Source organism: Ohessyouella blattaphilus, from assembly GCF_024721265.1.
GTDB lineage: Bacteria > Bacillota > Clostridia > Lachnospirales > Lachnospiraceae > Aequitasia > Aequitasia blattaphilus_A.
The window spans coordinates 1-4,544 of the sequence record NZ_JAMXOC010000050.1 but is presented as its reverse complement, the minus strand read 5'-3'; the positions used below and the strand labels follow the sequence as shown (position 1 = coordinate 4,544).

The window sequence follows — 4,544 nt, the reverse complement described above, 5'->3', positions numbered from 1 at the left end:
CCAGGGTTTCTTTTTCCAAATAAATAACGCCCTCCCGGTGAGCTTTAAAATACTCCCGGTCTCGAAAATTCAATAAATCCATAAACATAGAACCGTTATCCATACTATGACCGAATAAAATCGTCTGAAAGCCTTTAAAGTCGCCGCCAAAACGAAAGTCGGTAAAAATCGTACCGCTAAGGCTATAATTACCGTAAATATCCGTACGTAAATACTCGTTATAATCTCCTGCCATCACAAATGGATAATCGATGCTGGTATCCCTTAGATATACCCACCCGGCTACATCCGGGTTGATCTTCTTAAGCTCTAGAATCTGGGGATTGGTAGTATCTACTTCCTCATCGGCAGCTAAAGGCTCTTTCGCCGCCGGGCGGTATTCTAAGACCTGCTGGTGTACTTCCTTTTCTTTTGCGTACTCCCGATTACCTAGTGTCAGCTTATAAAGGCTGACACTGGCAATCACTACTAACAGTAGTGCTAGGACTAGGCGTATGATAATTCCTAGTGATAGCCTTCTCTTCTTATCTTTCATCCTATTTTCTCTTACCTGGCTTTTTCGGCTCCCTAAAGATAATCATCCGCAAACCACCTAGGCTTAATATTAAGATAACAAACCAAAGCGTCATCGCCGTTGGGTCATTGGTCTTCGGCGTGGTTACCCCACTGCTATAGGACGTACCGCCGCCAGAGGTGCCCGGGTTGCTTGGGGTCACTGGCTTAGTAGGTGTCTCACCGTCTGGAGTATAGGTATTGGTAATCGTCATCCCGTGCTGGCCGTTGGCAGCCACCGTCTTCATGTAGTCGACTGGCACCTGCACCTCGTCTACCGTCCACGTTCCTTCTTTATCAAGGTTGGCAAAGGTATGCGTCCAGTTGTTGCTCTCATCTAAACGTACCGGGTCGCCTTCCTTTTCGCCGCTTCGATAAAGCTGAACCATAACGTGATCTGGCTGGTTCTTATTAATGGTACCTGCCCATACTTTATTGACCGTAAAGCTGGTGGTCTCTTCTTCCTGAGGTACATAAATATTGGTAAAGGAAATCTTCGTATTAACCTCTTCCCCAAGGGTAAGCGCTCCTGTTGCCGTAAGTACGGTATCCTCGCCGCTTCCGCTACGTTCAACGGTTACGGTGTAGGTATAGACACGAGCGTCATAGGTATAGCCTGCGCTTTCTCCTATTTCCTCATAAATGCTATAAGTGTAGACCCCTGGCAAGGTATAAGTAATCTCCGGGAAGCTTATCTTACCTTCGCCGTTCAGCTGTACTTTGGCAAGTTGTTCATCCTTTGGCATTGGCGCACCATTTTGCGCTTCTAGTACAAAGGTAAACGTAGCCTCCTTAGCCTCGCCTTGACCTTTTACCTCAATGGTCTTTTCCACCTCTGGAAGGGCGTGGGCTACCGGTTGTACATAGGTATTGGTTAGGTTTGTCCCGTTTACACTGCTTACAAAACCAGCCACTGGCTTTTCTTTGACGGTATAAAGGATTTCGTTCTTATCGTCATCGTACTTAGGAACATTCTTAAACTCATACTTCCACTCACTGCCTTTATCCGTAGTGGTTTCAGCGACTACTTGATCATCTTTCATTAGGTAGACGGTAATGGCAGCTGGTAGTGATACACCCTCTGGGGCTACCCAGCTCTTAGTACCGGTCACGCTAGTAGTAACTGTACCTACGTAGGTATTGGTAGCGTGTACTTCGACCACACTGTCCTTCGCGATACCAAAGCCGTTGGTTAAGGAGGTAAGCTGATAACCATTGCCAAAATAATTCTTCTCTTCCAAATGATAGATTGCCCCGATTGGTAATGTAACAATCTTCGTTTCATTAGCCTTTAGGCTAAACTCGTGTTCTTTATCATCTACTTGTAAGACAAAGTCAAAGCTCTTGTCTAAGTCGGCGCCTTCCCCTTCTACCAGCTTCTTAATCACTAACCTAGTCTCTTCCGGGTCTACTTCCTTAGGGCCAGCATCCTTTTCGTTCCGATACTCAACTTTGACGGTGGCGTTCTTAATAATGGTTCCGGTGTTTGTCAGAATCCCTTGAAGGTATCCTTCTTTGGCTTCCTCTTCCACGGTGTAAGTTACGCCTGCGGGTAAGTTCTTAAAGGTTACTTTCTCGCCGCTCATCAGGATGAACTTACCTTCTTCTAATTCTTGACTGCCTTCTTCTCTGGCGCTAACCTCAGGCTTACCATCATCGAAGGTATAAGGATAGTCATTACCATCGCTAAAAGAAATATTAAAGGTAAACTCTTGCTCCTCGCCGGTCTCTTTAAGTACTTCTTTGCTGATTTCTAAGTCGCCTTTTTCTGTCGCCTTCTTACCATTGGTATACTCAGCTAAGGACTCGCCTTGGGTTATGGTGCCACTGGCGCCGATGCTTGAGGTAATATAACCGTCACTATAATAATCATCCTCCACAATCTGGTAAGGAGTACCAACAAGAATGTCGCTAACTTTATATTCTTCACCGCTCTTTAAGACAACTCTTTCAGGAGCGTTATTACCGACCTTTACATAGAAGATAAAGTCCTTAGTATCACCAGCTCCAGGAACTACCTTACGCAGAATTAAATCCCCATAAGTATCTTCTGTTGGCGGCTCGGTAAGAGTATTGGTAAAGGCTGCAATCACTTCACCTTCCACCATCGTACCGTTAGTGCCGGTTACTTTTGTGACATAGCCCTCACTGTAGTAGTCATCCTCTACTACCTCATAAGGAGTGCCTACCGGTATGCTGTCGATTTCATAGCGCTCACCATCTTTTAAGTCGCAGGTATAGCTTTGCTCGCCTACGCGAATATTAAAGTGGAAGGCTTTATCTTTATCTACCGGTGTCGCTGTTTTCGACTTAACACTCTTAGTAATAATCAGCTTTCCATAGCCTTCTTCTACCTTGTGGTTCACAAAATCAATGCGGTTGCCTCCGGATATAATCTGGCCGTCTTGATGTAAGAACTGCTGAGTGTAGCCCTCGGTGGCTTCTTCACTAACACTATAGATAGTGCCTACGGGAAGATTAACGAACACCGCCCATTGATTATGCTTAAGGGTAATCTTCTGTCCTGACTTAATCTCGCCCTCGGCGACTTTTCCCGCACTATCATAGACGTCATAGTGGTAATCCATCTCTAAGTCCTCACTGAGCTCTACCGCAAAAGTAAAGTCCTGAGTTGTATCCCCACTTCCGGTTACTTCCTTAGCCACAATCAAGCTGCCCATCCGGTCATCACCGGCACGGTTCTTAAAGATAGCCTTACTGCCCTCCGGCTTAATATTGCCGTGATGGTCGGTTGCCACAATCTCATAGCCCTCTACCGCCGCTTCTTTCACCGTATAGCTAATCCCGATAGGAACACCGGTAAAGGTGGCCGTCTCCCCATGCTTTAAGGTAAGCTTACCGTCTACTAATTCTTGAGGAGTATCACCCTCGACCAAGGTATAGGGGTAGGTCTTGCCATCCCCGAAGGTTACCGTAAAAGCAAAGATCTGGCTTTGCTGCGCCTCTGTAACGGCGGTGCCATCTTTATTCTCAACAATTTTACTAAGCGCTAGACTACTTGCCGTCTTTCTATTGAAAGCTTCTACTTTGACCATCCCCGTAGCATCTGCCGTCTCTGTATTAATCTCAAAGTCATAGCGCGTAATCTTCTCCTCACCTTCTAGGTCATATTCATAGCCATAGGAAGGGTTCGTCTCCCGGAAGAAATAAGAACCGGCTAAGAGTCCCTCCACCTTGATACAACCCTCGGCATCGGTTACGTAACGACCGCCTATCTGTCTGGTCGTCTCCGGCTCTGCCTCTAACACCTTATAAAGAAAGAACTCGGCACCAGCGACCCCTGTCTCGGTAGCTTCTCCCGCTAAATCCTTCTCCTTCTTCTCTAGGACTACTTGGTAATCACTCTTGGTACCAAAGAATTCATTGCTAGCCCCAGATACCGCTAGCCAGGTCAGAGTGCCTGAGGTAATCGCTGATACCACACAAACTAGGCAAAGCACTAAGCTTAAGATACGCTTGCGCATACTAAACCCTTTAATCCTCCCTCCGATTACTTGCATAACTTTTTCTCTCATCTTGCTTCCTCCTTTTTTGCTGATACTCTCCTGCTATTCATCTATCGAGTAAGAACAAAGTCTTTAAATATGGCTTTCCTAAGCTGATATGTATGACCATGCTTTAAATGCCCTGTAAATCCAGCTAGACTTTGCTTAATGTTTTCTAATTCAATCGTTCCCTCATGGTATTCCCATTTTAACTTCTTTAACTTTTGTTTCATTCTCTTCTTAGCTGGTGCTAACTGTCGGCGAATCACCTTACCGTTTGCTGTCAATAGATAGCGAAAGCCTAAGTAGCTTACGCCTTGCCTCGCAGGAATTATCTCAGTCTTCTGATTTAGTCTTAACTTTAAGCTCTGTTCCACATGATTCTGTATCTCCATTAGGCAATACTGCAAATATTCCTTATCCTCATGTAGCAGAAGAAAATCATCCATATACCGAGAATAATAGCGAATCTTCAACTTTTCCTTT

3 protein-coding genes are annotated in these 4,544 nt (G+C 45.3%); all 3 read right to left on the bottom strand.

Going from position 1 to position 4,544, the window contains the following annotated elements; all coding sequences use genetic code 11:
• Nucleotides 1-535 (bottom strand): class B sortase (locus NHH16_RS15070; protein ID WP_262070415.1); only part of this gene is annotated, 535 nt, incomplete at its 3' end.
• A gap of 1 nt (nt 536) precedes the next feature.
• Complete coding sequence (locus tag NHH16_RS15065; RefSeq protein WP_262070414.1) at nt 537-4,088, bottom strand: DUF7601 domain-containing protein; 3,552 nt, start codon at nt 4,086-4,088, stop codon at nt 537-539.
• A gap of 41 nt (nt 4,089-4,129) precedes the next feature.
• The coding region (locus NHH16_RS15060; RefSeq protein WP_330643546.1) for a hypothetical protein at nt 4,130-4,544 on the bottom strand (415 nt) is incomplete at its 5' end.

Coding starts and splice junctions, on each gene's coding strand:
- NHH16_RS15065 (WP_262070414.1), bottom strand. CDS start 4,088: ATGAGAGAAAAAGTTATGCAAGTAATCGGAGGGAGGATTAAAGGGTTT.